Annotated in this window: 13 protein-coding genes and 2 pseudogenes; 9 read left to right on the top strand and 6 right to left on the bottom strand. The window is 68.1% G+C overall.

What is annotated here, in order from left to right; genetic code table 11:
• Nucleotides 1–61 precede the first annotated feature (61 nt).
• Nucleotides 62–2,572, top strand: coding sequence for an FHA domain-containing protein (locus ABZ845_RS29495; protein ID WP_360985703.1), 2,511 nt, complete (start codon nucleotides 62–64; stop codon nucleotides 2,570–2,572).
• 109 nt (nucleotides 2,573–2,681) lie between these two features.
• Here ABZ845_RS29495 and ABZ845_RS29490 read toward each other — a convergent pair whose 3' ends face one another.
• Nucleotides 2,682–3,410, bottom strand: a complete 729-nt coding sequence (locus tag ABZ845_RS29490) for a transglycosylase SLT domain-containing protein (RefSeq protein ID WP_360985700.1) — start codon at nucleotides 3,408–3,410, stop codon at nucleotides 2,682–2,684.
• A gap of 543 nt (nucleotides 3,411–3,953) precedes the next feature.
• On the opposite strand from ABZ845_RS29490, the gene ABZ845_RS29485 reads away from it, so the two are divergent.
• Entirely contained in the window at nucleotides 3,954–5,099 is a 1,146-nt protein-coding gene (locus ABZ845_RS29485) for a GAF domain-containing sensor histidine kinase (protein WP_360985697.1), read from the top strand.
• Complete coding sequence (locus ABZ845_RS29480; RefSeq protein WP_360985694.1) at nucleotides 5,092–5,733, top strand: response regulator transcription factor; 642 nt, start codon at nucleotides 5,092–5,094, stop codon at nucleotides 5,731–5,733. Before ABZ845_RS29485 ends, ABZ845_RS29480 begins: the two co-directional genes overlap by 8 nt.
• A 170-nt stretch (nucleotides 5,734–5,903) precedes the next feature.
• Here ABZ845_RS29480 and ABZ845_RS29475 read toward each other — a convergent pair whose 3' ends face one another.
• The gene (locus ABZ845_RS29475; protein ID WP_360985691.1) at nucleotides 5,904–6,686 is read right to left on the bottom strand and encodes a hypothetical protein; all 783 of its coding nucleotides are present in this window, start codon (nucleotides 6,684–6,686) and stop codon (nucleotides 5,904–5,906) included.
• Between the two features lie 152 nt (nucleotides 6,687–6,838).
• Here ABZ845_RS29475 and ABZ845_RS29470 point away from each other — a divergent pair, with 152 nt between their 5' ends.
• The 3 genes from ABZ845_RS29470 to ABZ845_RS29460 all read left to right on the top strand — a co-directional run bounded on the left by ABZ845_RS29470 (nucleotide 6,839) and on the right by ABZ845_RS29460 (nucleotide 9,260).
• On the top strand, nucleotides 6,839–7,636 hold the full coding sequence (locus tag ABZ845_RS29470) for an ABC transporter ATP-binding protein (protein WP_360985688.1): 798 nt from the start codon (nucleotides 6,839–6,841) through the stop codon (nucleotides 7,634–7,636).
• A gap of 102 nt (nucleotides 7,637–7,738) precedes the next feature.
• The gene (locus tag ABZ845_RS29465) at nucleotides 7,739–8,167 is read left to right on the top strand and encodes an NfeD family protein (RefSeq protein WP_360985685.1); all 429 of its coding nucleotides are present in this window, start codon (nucleotides 7,739–7,741) and stop codon (nucleotides 8,165–8,167) included.
• A 133-nt stretch (nucleotides 8,168–8,300) separates the two neighbouring features.
• Nucleotides 8,301–9,260: an SPFH domain-containing protein gene (locus ABZ845_RS29460; protein WP_360985682.1), complete on the top strand. Its 960-nt coding sequence runs from the start codon at nucleotides 8,301–8,303 to the stop codon at nucleotides 9,258–9,260.
• Between the two features lie 176 nt (nucleotides 9,261–9,436).
• On the opposite strand, the gene ABZ845_RS29455 is transcribed toward ABZ845_RS29460, so the two are convergent.
• The 3 genes from ABZ845_RS29455 to ABZ845_RS29445 form a co-directional block, all read right to left on the bottom strand.
• A complete protein-coding gene (locus ABZ845_RS29455; protein ID WP_360985679.1) occupies nucleotides 9,437–9,943 on the bottom strand; it encodes an HNH endonuclease in 507 nt (168 codons plus the stop codon).
• A gap of 164 nt (nucleotides 9,944–10,107) precedes the next feature.
• The gene (locus ABZ845_RS29450) at nucleotides 10,108–10,647 is read right to left on the bottom strand and encodes a YbhB/YbcL family Raf kinase inhibitor-like protein (protein ID WP_360985676.1); all 540 of its coding nucleotides are present in this window, start codon (nucleotides 10,645–10,647) and stop codon (nucleotides 10,108–10,110) included.
• A gap of 74 nt (nucleotides 10,648–10,721) precedes the next feature.
• Entirely contained in the window at nucleotides 10,722–11,507 is a 786-nt protein-coding gene (locus ABZ845_RS29445; RefSeq protein ID WP_360985673.1) for a sporulation protein, read from the bottom strand.
• 149 nt (nucleotides 11,508–11,656) lie between these two features.
• Here ABZ845_RS29445 and ABZ845_RS29440 point away from each other — a divergent pair.
• Nucleotides 11,657–11,914, top strand: a pseudogene (locus tag ABZ845_RS29440) (DNA-3-methyladenine glycosylase); the annotation flags it as partial.
• A 14-nt stretch (nucleotides 11,915–11,928) separates the two neighbouring features.
• A complete protein-coding gene (locus ABZ845_RS29435; RefSeq protein WP_360985670.1) occupies nucleotides 11,929–12,540 on the top strand; it encodes a DNA-3-methyladenine glycosylase in 612 nt (203 codons plus the stop codon).
• Nucleotides 12,541–12,846: 306 nt separating this feature from the next.
• Here ABZ845_RS29435 and ABZ845_RS29430 read toward each other — a convergent pair whose 3' ends face one another.
• Complete coding sequence (locus ABZ845_RS29430) at nucleotides 12,847–13,662, bottom strand: recombinase family protein (RefSeq protein WP_360985667.1); 816 nt, start codon at nucleotides 13,660–13,662, stop codon at nucleotides 12,847–12,849.
• A gap of 10 nt (nucleotides 13,663–13,672) precedes the next feature.
• Here ABZ845_RS29430 and ABZ845_RS29425 point away from each other — a divergent pair.
• A pseudogene (locus ABZ845_RS29425) lies at nucleotides 13,673–14,020 on the top strand (DNA-3-methyladenine glycosylase); the annotation flags it as partial.
• Nucleotides 14,021–14,362 lie beyond the last annotated feature (342 nt).

The raw sequence follows: 14,362 nt of genomic DNA, 5'->3' as shown, positions 1-14,362 counted from the left end.
TCGACATCCCTAGACTCCCCGCGATGGGGGCAAATCGGGGGACAACTCAGTGGGGCATGGAGTGCCTGAACTCGTACTCGAATTGAACGGACGCACCTGGACACTTGATGAGTCCAGGTCATACACCCTCGGACGTGATCCGCAGGGGGACATAGTGCTCGACGACGCCAGGGTTTCCTGGCGTCACGCCACGATCAGCTGGAACGGCCGCAGTTGGGCCGTCGAGGACCACGGAAGCACCAACGGCTCCTTCGTGCACGGCCAGCGGGTCCGGCAGCAGGAGATCGGACCGGGTACGGCCCTGTACCTGGGCAATCCGACCGACGGCCCGTGCCTGAACATGTCCGCTGTCACGGCCGCCGTACCCGCCGCGCAGGCGCAGCAGCAGCCGTACGCGGCCCAGGGCGCGAACGCCGGCTGGGCGCAGCAGGTCTCACCGCAGCCGGCAGCCCAACAGCAGGTCGCGCAGCAGCCGCCGCAGGCCGCTCCGCAGATTCCGCAGCAGCAGGGCCCCGGTGGTGGCGCGGGGGCGCCGCCGGTCCACGGCGACCGCAGCCCGACCACGTTCCACCAGTTCTCGCTGGGCCGGGTCATGCGCATCGGCCGTGCGCTGGAGAACGAACTGGTCGTCTCCGACCTCCAGGTCTCCCGCCACCACGCGGAGTTCCACGCGACGCCCGACGGCCGCTTCGAGATCCGGGACCTCGGCTCGCACAACGGCACGTATGTCAACGGTATGCCGATCACCAAGGGCGGCTCGGCGCTGCTGGGCCCGAGCGACATCGTCGGTGTCGGCCACTCGACGTTCCGCCTGGTCGGCGACCACCTCGAGGAGTTCGTCGACACCGGCGAGGTCTCCTTCTCCGCCCACCACCTCACCGTCACGGTCGACGGCGGCAAGCAGATCCTCAAGGACGTCTCCTTCGGTGTCCCGGAGAAGTCGCTGGTCGCCGTCATCGGCCCGTCCGGCTCCGGCAAGTCGACGCTGCTGAAGGCGCTCACGGGCTACCGCCCGGCGAACCAGGGTGACGTCCTCTACGACAACCGGAACCTGTACAAGCAGTTCGCCGAACTGCGCCAGCGCATCGGTCTGGTCCCGCAGGACGACATCCTGCACAAGGAACTGACCGTGAAGAAGGCGCTCAAGTACGCGGCCAAGCTGCGCTTCCCCGCCGACACCACGGCCGCCGAGCGCCAGGCCCGGATCGACGAGGTGCTGCGCGAGCTGAAGCTCGACCCCCACAAGGACAAGAAGGTCACCTCCCTCTCCGGTGGCCAGCGCAAGCGTGTCTCGGTGGCCCTTGAGCTGCTCACCAAGCCGTCCCTGATCTTCCTGGACGAGCCGACGTCCGGCCTCGACCCGGGCATGGACCGCGATGTGATGCAGCTGCTGCGCGTCCTCGCCGACGACGGCCGTACGGTCCTCGTCGTCACCCACTCGGTGGCCGAGCTGGCGCTGTGCGACAAGCTCCTCGTGATGGCGCCCGGCGGTGCCGTCGCCTACTTCGGCCCGCCGGAGGAGGCGCTGAACTTCTTCGGCTACGAGTCCTGGGCCGATGTGTTCTCCGCGTTCGAGAGCTACCGCGACTACGACTGGGCGGGCCGCTGGAAGGGCTCGCAGCACTACTCGATGTACGCTGCGGACGTCGACGCCGTCGCTCCGGCGCCGGTCCATATGCAGCCGCCGCAGGCGGTCAAGCCGCCCAAGCCGCAGGGCTGGCTCTCGCAGCTGGCCACCCTGGTCCGGCGCTACGCCGCGGTCATCGCCTCCGACAAGGGATTCCTGGCGCTCTCGGTGCTGCTTCCGGCGGTGATCGGCTCGGTGAGCCTGCTGATCCACCGGACGACGGGTCTGCTGGTCAACCCGGTCAACCCGAAGACGGGCATCCACACACCCAACACGACGGCGACGACGGTCCTGCTGATCCTCGCGGTCGGCGCGTGCTTCGCGGGTTCCGCCAACTCCGTACGCGAGCTGATCAAGGAACGCGTCATCTACGAGCGGGAGCGTGCCACCGGCCTGTCCCGGTCGGCGTACCTGATGTCGAAGGTGATCGTCCTCGGCATGGTCACCATGCTGCAGGGCCTCCTGGTCGGCGTGATCGGCTTCGCCAGCCGTGACATCCCCGAGCAGGGCCTCGTCCTGGGCCACTCGACACTCTTCGAACTGTGCCTTCCGATCATGGCGCTGGGCTTCACGTCGATGATGGTCGGCCTGGTCATCTCGGCCCTGGTGAAGACCTCCGAGAAGACCATGCCGCTGCTGGTCATGTTCGCGATCATCCAGGTCGTCTTCACCGGCTGTCTCTTCACGCTGCACGGCACGCTCGGTGTCAACGAGTTCTCGTATCTGATGCCGGCCCGCTGGGCGGTCGCCGGCGCCGGTACGACGCTGGACTTCAACAACATCTCGCCGAACACGGACGACCCGACCAGCACGGACCCGCTGTGGAACCACACGGCGGGGGCCTGGACCCTCGACATGGTCGTCCTGATCGCACTCGGTGTGATCTGCGGCTTCCTGGTGGCCCGCTTCCTGCGCCGCCACGAGCCCGAGGTCATGCGGAAGTAGTCACCCTCGCAGGGCGTCCTCGTACGACATCCCCGTACGACGCGGAAGGGCGGCACCCGGAAGGGTGCCGCCCTTGTTCGTCACGAGCGTGAAGAGGTCCGCGCCTGCCTCAGTACGCGCTGTTGACGTTGTCCATCGAACCGTAGCGGTGCGCGGCGTAGTTGCACGCGGCGGTGATGTTCGCGACCGGGTCGTAGATGTTCCACGACGTGCCGGGCACGTGGTACGCACGGAAGGTGGGGTCGATCACCTGCAGCAGGCCCTTCGAGGGGATGCCGTTGACCGCGTTGATGTCCCAGTTGTTGATGGCCATCGGGTTGCCCGAGGACTCACGCATCACGTTGCGGTAGATGCCGCTGTACGAGCCCGGGATGCCGTTCTGCCTCATGATGGCGAGGGACTGGCGGATCCAGCCGTCCAGGTTGTTGCCGTAGGCCGCGGTGGCGGTCTGCCGCACCTGCGGACGCGCGGCGGACCGGCTCGCGGCCTGCGGCGCCTGGCGCTGCGCGACCTTCTGCACGGCCTTCCGCACCGGGGCGGCCGGCTTCTGGGCGGGCTTGGCGACGGCCGTCTTGGCGGCCACGGCCTTGGTCTTGAGGGCTGCGCCGGCCACCTGGTCGGTGACGCTGACCTTGAGCTCCTTGGCCGGCTTGTTGCTCAGGGTCACCGGGGCGACCGAAGCGGCGGCGGGAGCCTCGTGAGCCGTGGTCTGCGCCTCGCTGGGCGCGGCGCTCAGGGCCATCGCGCAGCAGCCGAAGGCGGCGACACCGGCGGTCGAGAGCTTCTGGGTCTTGGTCAGAGCACGAGCACGAGCACGAATGTTGGTGTTCTTGAGCATTGACTAAGGGACCTCTTCGTATAGCGCGGATGTCGCTCAGATGCCTTCGGCAGACTGGTGTTTCCAGCACAAACGCCGTGGTCCGAAGACCGCGGCGCCGAGCGACGAAAGCAATTCTTAGCGACCGCAAAAACGCCTGGCAAAGGTGTGACGTACTATCCCCGGTAGTCGAGACAGCCAGGGCAAAACAGGACAAACAGTTCCGTCCGCCCCGTTCACCAGGTCTCTCTTTATCTCCTATGTGCCTTCGTACGTGACCTGCGCCCTATGTGCGTCCTCACATCGGAGGCAGACAACCATCACGTTTAGTTGCTGATGCAATGCTCTGTGTGCATCGAATTCGTCGAATGGGGAAACCGCATTGCGACCGCAATCGGCATGACATGGAGCCGGCACCTGGTTCCGAAGCCCCCCGGCCGCTTCCCACCGCTCTCCACCGCTCCCGGGCGCCCCGCGGAAGCCCATGGACCTAGGACCATGGACCCGGGCAGGGCCGCCACGGGTCGGATACGCACTGTCACAGCGTCCCGGTACCTTGAGGCCATGAACCAAGGACCCAGGTCGGGCCTGTCCGCGGTGAGCTCCGCGCTGCTGGCCATGAGCAGGCACCTGGAGGTGCGCGACGTCCTCAAGACGATCGTCGCCTCGGCCCGTGAGCTGCTCGACGCGGAGTACGCCGCGCTGGGCGTCCCGGACGACCACGGCGGCTTCGCGCAGTTCGTCGTGGACGGCGTGAGCGAGGAGCAGTGGAAGGCCATCGGCCCGCTCCCGCGCCAGCACGGCATCCTCGCCGCGATGCTGCACGAGGCGCGGACGGAGCGGCTCGCCGACGTCCGCAAGGACCCCCGTTTCGAAGGCTGGCCGGACGCCCACCCGGACATGTCCGACTTCCTGGGCCTGCCCATCCGTGACGGCGAGGAGATCATCGGGGCGCTGTTCCTCGCCAACAAGAGGTGCACCAAGCCGCAGGACGCCTGCGGCTTCACCGAGGACGACGTCGAACTGCTCACGATCCTCGCCCAGCACGCCGCGATCGCCCTCACCAACGCCCGGCTGTACGAGCGCAGCAGGGAGCTGACCATCGCCGAAGAACGCTCCCGGCTGGCCCACGAGCTGCATGACGCGGTCAGCCAGAAGCTCTTCTCCCTGCGGCTCACCGCCCAGGCCGCCGCCGCACTGATCGACCGCGACCCGGGCCGGGCCAAGGGCGAGCTGCACCAAGTGGCCGTGCTCGCCGCGGAGGCCGCCGACGAGCTGCGCGCCGCCGTGGTCGAACTGCGCCCGGCGGGCCTCGACGAGGACGGGCTGGTAGCCACCCTGCGCACCCAGGTCCAGGTGCTCGACCGGGCCCACACCGCGCGTGTCACTTTCACCAGCCGGGGCGTCCGCGCGCTGCCCGCCTCCCAGGAGGAGGCACTGCTGCGCGTCGCCCAGGAGGCCCTGCACAACGCCCTGCGGCATTCCGCGGCCGAGCGGGTCGGCGTGACCCTTGTCAGGAAGGGCGAGAGTGTCGTCCTGTCCGTCACGGACGACGGCTGCGGCTTCGAGCCAGAGGCGATACGCCGAGCGGGCCGCCATCTGGGCCTGGTCTCCATGCGGGACCGGGCGGGCGGCGTGGGCGGCACGCTGACCGTGGAATCGGCGCCCGGGAAGGGCACCACGATCGAGATGGAGGTCCCTGGTGGCTGACACCATCAAGGTGCTGCTCGTGGACGACCACCAGGTGGTCCGCCGCGGCCTGCGCACCTTTCTCGAAGTACAGGACGACATCGATGTGGTCGGGGAGGCGTCCAACGGCGCCGAAGGAGTGGACCGAGCCGAGGAGCTGCGGCCCGACATCGTCCTCATGGACGTCAAGATGCCGGGCATGGACGGCATCGACGCGCTGCGCAGGCTCCGCGAGCTGGACAACCCGGCGCGTGTGCTGATCGTCACCAGCTTCACCGAGCAGCGCACGGTGGTGCCCGCCCTGCGCGCGGGTGCCGCCGGCTACGTATACAAGGACGTGGACCCCGAGGCACTGGCGGCTGCCATCCGCTCGGTGCACGCGGGGCACGTCCTCCTGCAGCCGGAGGTCGCGGGCGCGCTGCTGTCCCAGGAGGAGGCGGGCTCGGGCCAGGGCAGAGCAGGTTCGCTCACCGAACGGGAACGTGAAGTGCTGGCACTGATCGCCGACGGCCGGTCGAACCGGGAGATCGCCCGGGCGCTGGTGCTGTCGGAGAAGACGGTGAAGACCCACGTCTCGAACATCCTGATGAAGCTCGACCTCGCGGACCGCACCCAGGCCGCACTCTGGGCGGTACGGCACGGCGTCAACGGCTGAGAAGCGGCCTCGGCCACACCCGCTCGTCCGGCAGATCCGAGGCGGTCTCAGCCACAATCAGCCCGTCCGGCGTTTGAGGACGAGGCCCGTTCAGGGCCGAAGCGGGGGTCTGGGGGCGCCAGCCCCCAGGGGGACCGCGCCTGCACCCCCATCCACCGCCGAGCGCGAGCTCACCGCATCTCCCGCTGCTCCACAACGGAGTTGTACGCCGCGACCTGCGCCCGCCGAGCCGTCCGCTCCACCGGCCGCAGCACCTCGCTCCGGGCGCCCATCTCGGAGGCGCTCACCGCACCCCCGTGCCCGTTCTCGTGCGCAACCGAGATCAGCAGCCCCACACGCTGGGCCAGCTCCAGCACCCGCACCGCCCGAGGCGGATACCCCGGCGCCAGAACCTCCCTCCCGCGCTCGGCCCGCGCCCGGTACGCGTCGATCGCGGCCTCCGCCACCGGCCCCGACCCCGCCACGTCCAGCCGCGACAGCAGCAGCGTCGCGTCACGCAGCGCCTCCGCCAGCTCCCGTTCGGCCTCACCGAGCGACGGCACATCGGCGGGCGGCGCCTCCCGCACCCGCAGGCAGTGCCAGACGACCTCGACATGCACATCACCGTCCGGCCCGGCCTCGTACACCTCCGGTACCAGTCCGAACGCGGCCCCGTGACAGATCACGGCCTCCTCGGCCTCCATCGCCCGCGCATTGAACTCGGGCGGACCACTCAGGCCGAGCGGATGCCCAGGCGCGGGCAGCGCGACCCGCAGCCCGGTCGCCCCGAGTGTCCGCAGCCGCCCCAGGGCGAGCGTGAGGCCGACGGGCGCGGACTCCCCGGGCAGCCCCTCCACCCGGTGCACCGCGTCTTCCCCGACGATGGCGGACGCGGCGTCGTCCGGCGAAGCAAGTCCGGCCAAAAGGGCATTTCCCCATGCGGCCAGCCGTCCTGAGCGTGGTTCCGAGAGCATGCCCCCAGCCTAAGGACATGACCTAGGGAATGGACGGGGCGGCCGGTGGCGTAGATTTCTTGGAGGGCTGCGCCCACAGGCGTGGCGGACCACGCCCACAGGCGTACGCGAGAGCCGACACGGGCCACACTGCAAGGGGAGACAACGCGCTCATGAGCGATGTTCTGGAGCTGGAGGACGTTTCCGTGGTCCGTGAGGGCCGCGCTCTGGTGGACCAGGTCTCCTGGTCGGTCAAGGAGGGCGAGCGCTGGGTCATCCTCGGACCGAACGGCGCCGGCAAGACGACCCTCCTCAACGTCGCCTCCAGCTACCTCTTCCCCAGCAAGGGCAACGCCACCATCCTCGGCGAGACCCTCGGCGAGCCCGGCACCGACGTCTTCGAGCTGCGCCCGCGCATCGGCGTGGCCGGCATCGCCCTGGCCGAGAAGCTCCCCAAGCGGCAGACGGTCCTCGAAACGGTGCTGACCGCCGCCTACGGCATGACGGCGCACTGGCAGGAGGACTACGAGGAGGTCGACAAGCAGCGCGCCCGGGCCTTCCTCGACCGCCTCGGCATGAGCGAGTACCTCGACCGGAAGTTCGGCACACTCTCCGAGGGCGAGCGCAAGCGCACGCTGATCGCCCGTGCCCTGATGACCGACCCCGAGCTGCTGCTCCTCGACGAGCCGGCCGCCGGACTCGACCTCGGTGGCCGTGAGGACCTCGTGCGCCGTCTCGGCCGCCTCGCCCGCGACCCGATCGCGCCCTCCATGATCATGGTTACGCACCATGTCGAGGAGATCGCCCCCGGCTTCACCCACGTCCTCATGATCCGCCAGGGCAAGGTGCTCGCCGCCGGACCGCTCGAGCTCGAGCTGACCTCGCGCAACCTCTCCCTCTGCTTCGGCCTTCCGCTGGTCGTCGAACAGGTCGGCGAGCGCTGGACGGCCCAGGGCCTGCCCCTGTCCTGACCCCCGGAAAACCCCGCGAGCCCCGCCGAAAGCCCGGCCCCGTCCCCTGCGCACCCACCGCGCGCCCTGTCCGTGTCAGGACCCCGGTCCTAACATGACGATGTGAACATCGACGCGTGGGTGTGGTGGCTGGTCGCTGCGGCGGGGCTCGGCATCTTCCTCGTGATCACCGCGATGCCGGAACTCGGCATGCTCGCGGTGGGCGCCGTCGCGGCGGCCGCGACCGGCGGCCTCGGCGGTGGAGTCGTCCTCCAGGTCGCCGTCTTCGCGATCGTCTCGGTGGCACTTGTCGCCGTGGTCAGGCCAGTCGCCGCGAGACACCGCAACCAGCAGCCTGGACTCGCCACCGGAATCGACGCCTTGAAGGGGAGACAGGCCGTCGTCCTGCAGCGCGTCGATGGCAGCGGCGGCCGGATCAAGCTCGCGGGGGAGGTCTGGTCGGCACGCGCCCTCGACGCTCAACTCACTTACGAGGTGGGCCAGGAAGTCGATGTCGTGGACATCGACGGAGCCACGGCGATCGTCATGTGACCTCGTACGACTCAACTGAACCGAACAGCCCACGGGGCACGCGACGGTCTGTCAGACTCGACCAGCAAGATCTTCAACAACCATAAGATCTTCCATAGGGCGCCAAGTCGGAGAAGGGGTACGGGGACTCACGATGGAACCGATCATCATCGTCCTGATCATTCTGGTGGTGTTGGTCTTCATCGCCCTGATCAAGACGATCCAGGTCATTCCACAGGCGAGCGCTGCCATCGTGGAGCGCTTCGGCCGCTACACACGCACACTGAACGCGGGCCTGAACATCGTGGTCCCGTTCATCGACTCCATCCGCAACCGCATCGACCTGCGCGAACAGGTCGTGCCGTTCCCGCCGCAGCCGGTGATCACCCAGGACAACCTGGTCGTCAACATCGACACCGTCATCTACTACCAGGTGACCGACGCTCGGGCCGCCACCTACGAGGTCGCCAGCTACATCCAGGCCATCGAGCAGCTCACCGTCACGACGCTGCGCAACATCATCGGTGGCATGGACCTCGAACGCACCCTCACCTCCCGTGAGGAGATCAACGCGGCACTGCGCGGCGTCCTCGACGAGGCCACCGGCAAGTGGGGCATCCGCGTCAACCGGGTCGAGCTGAAGGCGATCGAACCGCCGACCTCCATCCAGGACTCGATGGAGAAGCAGATGCGCGCCGACCGCGACAAGCGCGCCGCGATCCTGACGGCGGAAGGTACGCGCCAGGCCGCGATCCTCACCGCCGAGGGCGAGAAGCAGTCCCAGATCCTGCGCGCCGAGGGTGAGGCCAAGGCCGCCGCACTGCGCGCCGAGGGCGAGGCCCAGGCGATCCGTACGGTCTTCGAGTCCATCCACGCCGGCGACCCCGACCAGAAGCTGCTGTCCTACCAGTACCTCCAGATGCTGCCGAAGATCGCTGAAGGCGACGCCAACAAGCTCTGGATCGTCCCCAGCGAGATCGGTGACGCCCTGAAGGGTCTCTCCGGCGCGTTCGGCAACTTCGGCTCGATGGGCGGAGGTTCGGGCGGCGGCTCCAACTCCTCCGGGAACGGCGGTGCGAACACGGACCGCCGCGAGAAGCCGGCCATCGACTGACGGTCGATCCTCCCCGCCACCGCGCCGGTGCCCCGCGCCCCTCTGAGAATTCGGTCGGCGCGGGACGCGGCCGTGGGTGCCCCCTCTGAGGGACGCGGGGCACCGGCCCTCCGGAGCCGCCCACCTTCCGGGGCAGACGCGGCGCGCGCTATCGGGCGCCCCTCCGTCCACCACCGTCAGGCGGCGTCATGCGCCAGCCACTCCGGCAACGCCTCGAAGTCCTCCTGCCCAAGAGCCAGCAGCATCGCGTCCGCCGGCGTCGGCTCGAACGGCTGCCTCAGCAGAGGCATCCCCGCCTGCTCCGGAGTACGGTCCGCCTTGCGGTGATTGTCCTCGGCACACGAGGCCACCGTATTGAGCCAGGTGTCGCCACCACCCCGCGACCGCGGCATCACATGGTCCACGGTCGTCGCCCGCTTCCCGCAGTACGCGCACCGGTGCCTGTCCCGCACCAGGACACCCCGCCTCGACCATGGAGCTTGTCTTCGGAACGGCACCCGTACATACCTGCATAGCCTGATCACGCGGGGCGCAGGTATGTCCACATCCGCACCCCGCATACGGATTTCGGGATGGGCCTGCTCGACGACGGCCTTGTCCTGGAGTACCAGAACGACGGCGCGATTCAGTGTCACCGTCGACAGCGGCTCGAAGCTCGCGTTCAGCACCAGCGTGTCACGCATCCAGCCCACCTCCCGTGTGCACCTGCCCACCCCCCGGCGGGCTTGGATCAACTGTGGACGGGCGCGCCGAGATGGACAACGCAATAAAAAATGCCCGCCTCCGATCACTTCCAGACCGGAGACGGGCAAACGTTCGGTGAACGTCAGAGTGCTGACTGCCTGGGTCAGTCCCGGGCGGGGTTCTCGTATTCCCCGATGAGCTGGGCGCGCGCCAGCGCATGAAAACGGAGGTTGAAGCCGACCACAGCGGGCGAGGCGTCCCCGTCGGGACCGAGCTTCTCCTGGTCCACGGCGTACACCGTGAACACATACCGGTGAGGCCCGTCACCGGGCGGCGGCGCGGCACCGCCGAACTCCTTCGTCCCGTAGTCGTTCCGTGCGTGGACCGCGCCCTCCGCCAGCCCCTCGAACTTCCCGCTGCCCGCACCGGCGGGCAGCTCGGTGACCGAGGCCGGGATGTCGAACAGGACCCAGTGCCAGAACCCGCTCCCCGTGGGGGCGTCCGGGTCGTAGCAGGTCACGGCGAAGCTCTTCGTCTCAGCCGGGAAACCCTCCCAGCGCAGCCGGGGCGAGGTGTTCCCGGCCGCATAGACCTGAGCGTCCTTGAGCCTCGCCCCCGGCTCGACGTCCTCGCTCGTCACCGTGAACGACGGCACAGGCGGATGGAAGTCATGCGGCAGCGGACGCCTCTTGAGCTCGGTCACCTCGGCACCTCCAGATCAGTGGACCAACCGATTCCAGTCGCTTCGCTCCAGAGCCTAGTGCGGCACCAGAACCACTAGAACCAGCTGCGCTTGCTGCCGACCTCCGACAGCCACTGGTGGAGGTATCCGGCCCAGTCCGTGCCGTGGAAATCGTGCAGCCCCACCTGGAAGCAGCGATAGGAGTCGCTGCCCTCGCTGAACAGGCCCGGCTTCTTGTCCATCTCCAGGACGACATCCATCGCGTGCTCGTCCGCGACGAAACTCAGTTCGACCTGGTTCAGACCCCGGTACTGGGACGGCGGGTAGAACTCGATCTCCTGGTAGAACGGCAGCCGCTGACGGGTGCCGCGGATGTGTCCCCGCTCCATGTCCGCGATCTTGAAGCGGAAGCCCAGCTGGATGAACGCGTCGAGGATCGCCTTCTGCGCCGGCAGCGGATGCACGTTGATCGGGTCCAGATCACCGGAGTCCACGGCACGCGCGATCTCCAGCTCCGTGGTCACCCCGATGTGCATACCCCTCAGCGCCTGCCCGTCGATCATGGTGACCGGCGTCTCCCAGGGAATCTCGAGCCCGAACGGCACGGCGTGCACGGCACCCGCCTGAAGCTCGAAGGCGCCACCGAGTCGCACCTTCGTGAACTCGATGTCCTGCTTGTGCTCCGTGTCGTCGTGCCCCTCGACCTCGACCCTGGCCTGAAGACCGACGTTCAGCCCCTCGATCGACTGGTTCACGGACCCGCCCTGGATCCGTACCTCCCCCTGGACCGCGCCCCCCGGCACGACATTCACCTCGGTGAGCACCGTCTCCACCGAAGCACCGCCGGCTCCCAGACTGGCGAGCAGCCGCTTGAACCCCATGAATCGTCCCTCCCAGGCAGTGCCTGTTCTGTTGTGCCGTGCCGTCGTCCCGCACGTCGCACGCATCCGTGCGAGGTCCTCACCCTTCCAAGGAGGAGGACTCTTGACCACCCTTTGACACACACCCGGCTGGACTACGCTCGTACGACATGATCGCGACCCCTGACCGTACGCCACTCCCCAGGGAGTTCTTCGACCGTCCCGTCCTCGAGATCGCCCCCGACCTGCTGGGGCGATTGCTGGTCCGTACGACGCCGGACGGCCCGATCGAACTCCGACTGACCGAGGTCGAGGCGTACGACGGCCCGAACGATCCCGGATCCCACGCCTATCCGGGCCGCACGGCCCGCAATGACGTGATGTTCGGTCCGCCCGGTCATGTGTACGTCTACTTCACCTACGGCATGTCAAGGCGGTCAGCATGAACGTCATGGATCTTGCTCACCCCGCCGAAGAAGTCGCCCCCAAGCTGCTCGGTGCCATCCTCACCCACGAGACCCCCGAGGGAACCGTGAGCATCACCATCACGGAGACCGAGGCGTACTCCGGTTCGGCCGACCCTGCCTCCCACGCCTACCGAGGCAGGACACCCCGAAACGCCGTCATGTTCGGACCTGCGGGACACCTGTACGTCTACCGGTCTCACGGACTCCACTGGTGCGCCAACATCGTCACCGGGGCAGACGGCATCGCTACAGCTGTCCTCATCCGGGCAGGCAGGGTCATCGAAGGGGAAGACCTGGCCCGCGAGCGGCGAGGGGGCAAGGTCGAGAGTCCACGTCTCGCGCGGGGTCCGGGGAACTTCTGCCAAGCGCTCGGCATCACGGCAGAGCACAACGGCACAGACCTACTGACGGGCGCCTCGGTCGCGCTGTCCGAGGGCGAGCCAGTACCCGCCGCACTCATCCGGGTTGGTCCTCGGGTAGGTGTGAGCAAAGCCCACGACTGGCAGCACCGCTTCTACCTCGCCGGTGATCCAACGGTCTCGGCGTACCGACTGAGCCCGAGAGCCAAGCCGTCCGCCGGAGCCTGAGCCGCTGTGCGCCTTGCTCGCGGCTCGCCGGTGAGTCGGCGAGGAGTTGGGTCCTGACCCAAGGCCCATGAGGCCCTTCTGTCCCATACCGTGCACGCCGTCGGCTACTCCTCCCGGACCACCATCGCGAACGACGTGCACATGCGCCGGAAGCCCTTGTGTCGGCTCCGGCTTATGTGGCTCATGCACCCAACGTCAATCGCCGCACCGCCCGTTGATGGAACGGTCGTCCACTTGCAGCGATGACACGACAGGGGCGCCTCGTAGGGCGCCACTGTCGTTGGCTATCGTCCCCTCAGCCGGCTGTCACGCATTGCTCACGGGTTCCGGAAAGTGATCCGGCAGTGATCCGACTTGAACCCGCGGACTCCTCGCCCCCTCGGCAGGAGCTCCACCCGCTCGCATACTTTCCGCCAGGGCGGTACGCCTCTCGGATGTGGCCACCTCCTCGGCCAGTAGCTCGGCCTCACGCACCTCGTCTGCAGCATCCGTGGCCGGAGCCTGGTTCCACTCCTCGGCCCGGGAGATGACCTGCCGGACCATGTAGGCGTCAAGCGGGTCTGCAGGGCATGTGATGCACCGGCCATCAGAACACGTGTAAATGCGGTACCGCTCGCCTTCCGCGTCCTTCCGGCTCCATCCCTGCGTAACGACGGCCTGACACTTCGAGCAGCGGACCACGCCGGACAACAGAGCCTTGCGCTTCCCTCCGCCGCCCGTGTTGCGCTCAGGGTCGCTCAGGTAGCGCATCAGGGCCCGGAACATGCCCTCGGAGACGATCGGTTCCCAGTTGCCTGTGCCGGTCTCCTCGGTCACCCGTACACGTCTCCCATCCGGCTTCTCGACCCACTGGGAATACGTCTGGATCCCGGCGTTCCTCGGCTTCAAGAGGACGCCCCGGAGGTTCGAGCTACGCCACTCCTTGCCGTGTGGCGAGAGCAGCTCGCGAGCGTTCCAGTCCTTTGCGATGGACCACAGGGCGACACCGGCCAGGACATCTCGGTATGCCTGCCGCAGGGCTTCTGCCTCCTCGTCGCGATGCGTGCCGTTGCGCTCGAAGCCGAAGGGGCGAGTGCTCCAGAAGGGCCTGCCCGACTCCCTGCGGCGCTGATGACCGAGCACCTGACGCTCTAGGGCGAGCGCGGTCCTGCTTCGCGCCGGCGAGATCACCGAAGGCGCCGAGCTCGCCCACACCCGTCGACTTTCGGCCCGGAGCGACAAGGAACTGGCCAAAGAGCCCGCGCGTCTCGCCGCGGCCCTGGACGTGGACCGGGCCCTCGACGGCACGGATGTCCGCACCCTGGACGAGACACCCCTGCGCGTTCTGACGGGCACGCCCGTACCCTCCGACCAGGTACGCAGCGGTCCATGCACCGGTGTCTCGGGCGACGGGGCCGTCCACCCCTGGCGCTTCTGGGTCGCCAACGACCCAACGGTGAGCCCCTATCGGGCCCACGCGCCACGCCGCCGCCCAAGTTGACGCGCCCCTGCGGGATGCGTAATGTAGCCCGAGCCGCTGAATCCGGTACGACCTCGCGTCGACGCCGTAGGCGGCCACTCCACTACCTACGTCAACCCTCGTAGAGGGCGAATTCGGCGTGCCTGCATGCCCGAATTCAAGCCCGCGGAACTCGATTATGAGTTGCGACGAGAATCGGCTAACGTAGTGAATGTCGAAAGGGCGGGAGCCGAAAAGCCCCCACCCGAGGCAAATCCTGCCGACAGGGAATCGGATCGGAAAGATCTGATAGAGTCGGAAACACCGAAGGGAAGCGCCCGGAGGAAAGCCTGAGAGAGTCTCTCGGGTGAGTACGAAGGAAGC

The sequence above is a fragment of the Streptomyces sp. NPDC047022 genome, from assembly GCF_040644155.1.
Lineage (GTDB): Bacteria > Actinomycetota > Actinomycetes > Streptomycetales > Streptomycetaceae > Streptomyces.
This window is presented reverse-complemented; position numbering and strand designations above follow the sequence as displayed.